Here is a 1,522-nt window from a genome sequence, read left to right on the forward strand (position 1 = left end):
GGGGGGGCGGGAGGCGGCCTGTGCGGAGCGGGGGCAGAGGGGGGGGGAGGGTCGGGCTGGCTCAAACCGGGGTGCTGCGGCGTTCCGGGGCGGTGAGGTTCGCAGGGTTTGCCCGTCACCGAAAGTACCTGACCGGCTGGGGTGGTGGGCAGCCAAAGATATGCCAGAGGCACGACGTGAGGAGTTGCGGGCGGCATGGCGTTTAACTGCCCTGCCTGTGCGGGAGGCCTTGGCAGAGGTGTCCAGTGCTGCGCTGGCGGTTGAGGAGCGAAGCCAAGCGCTACAGGAGCCGGAAGTAGCGATTGAGAAGGCAAAAGCTGAGGCGATTGCAGCACTTCGAGAGGACTTTGACACTCTCAAGCGGGCATGGGTGCGCAATGAGGCGACCTATAACGTCAGCACGTCAGGGGACTGGCGCTGGTGGTTAGCTGAGGGCCTGACAGTTGCCCGGAAGAACCGGCTGCAAGCCTGCGTTCAGAGTGTCGGGGAAATGGTAGGCTTCATGGCGCAGCAGTTTGAGGAAATGGTTAATGGGGTTCTGCAATACATTTCCCCGTCCGCCCGATCTGAGTTCGAGGCCGAATGGTCAGAGGCTGTTGAGCGTGGCTATGCGCCAGAATGGAACGGTGTAGGAGACGGGCCGGGTGAGGCGTCCGGCGCATCATCCAACGGCCCCTCGCTCGGTATGTGACAGGTCACGAAAATGGGGCAGCTTCCACACTACCCCAGAGGAACTGCCTCATATTTTAGTAGGCATAACTCAGCACAAGTAAACACAACTCGATACGAGTTAGCGGTCTATCGGTCTTGAGAACTGTGCCAGATGCGCAGGATTTCGACCGTTGAATCTGCGATGCGATAGACGATTACATACGGCCAGCAGGACACCAGTTCTCGCGTGCCAGGGACAAGGCCCGGTCGGCCTCGTTCCGGTAGATATTCGAGACGGTCACAGGCTGCGACTATCTGAATAGCAACACGGCTTGCTGCTGCGGGGTTTTCTTCCCCTATGTGATTTCTAATACTTTGGAGGTCATCGACCGCTGGATCGGTAATATCAACGATGAAATTTTGCACGATTACCCGCGCTGTGGTGCAGGTTTTTCGTGTTCCGTACCCCAAGAGAGGAGCCAGTTACGCACCTCAGAATAGGGACGCTTGCGCCCTTCATCTGCGGCGCGGATTCCGTCTCGAACGGCGTCAGCAAAAGCTGTCGTCTCGGCGTCGTCATGCTGGACAATCGGGTGTGCGCTCATCATGCCGCTCCTGTCGCTCAATCAAGTTCAGACATTGATACTACCGGAAAACGGTAGTTTTAGCCGCTAAAATTTCTTTGCTTCATGAGCAGACAGAATAATCAGAAAAAAACATTGGTGCAGACCCAGAGCGAATGCAGCGCGCTAGCGCCGCAGGCTGCTCAGGTATAAATATTACTCGGATTTAGAATATACCTTAGGAKCAAATCGGTCTCTATAATCTTGAGTAAAAGCTTGGCCKATACCATTTAATCTTGAGTMTAGTG

Annotated in this window: 3 protein-coding genes; 1 reads left to right on the top strand and 2 read right to left on the bottom strand. The window is 56.1% G+C overall.

The features are described 5' to 3' along the window. Nucleotides 1-691, top strand: a 691-nt coding sequence (locus KP708_RS15320; RefSeq protein ID WP_215757228.1) for a hypothetical protein, incomplete at its 5' end; no start/stop codon positions are given. A gap of 107 nt (nt 692-798) precedes the next feature. On the opposite strand, the gene KP708_RS15325 is transcribed toward KP708_RS15320, so the two are convergent. Continuing rightward, nucleotides 799-1,077 carry a type II toxin-antitoxin system RelE/ParE family toxin gene (locus tag KP708_RS15325; protein WP_322782933.1) on the bottom strand — a complete coding sequence of 93 codons (279 nt, stop codon included), beginning with the start codon at nt 1,075-1,077 and terminating at the stop codon, nt 799-801. A gap of 2 nt (nt 1,078-1,079) precedes the next feature. Further along, nucleotides 1,080-1,259: a CopG family transcriptional regulator gene (locus KP708_RS15330; protein WP_228121443.1), complete on the bottom strand. Its 180-nt coding sequence runs from the start codon at nt 1,257-1,259 to the stop codon at nt 1,080-1,082. Nucleotides 1,260-1,522: the final 263 nt, after the last annotated feature.

Source organism: Gluconobacter sp. P5H9_a (assembly GCF_018812085.1).
Taxonomy (GTDB): Bacteria; Pseudomonadota; Alphaproteobacteria; order Acetobacterales; family Acetobacteraceae; genus Gluconobacter.

Coding starts and splice junctions, on each gene's coding strand:
- KP708_RS15330 (WP_228121443.1), bottom strand. CDS start 1,259: ATGATGAGCGCACACCCGATTGTCCAGCATGACGACGCCGAGACGACA.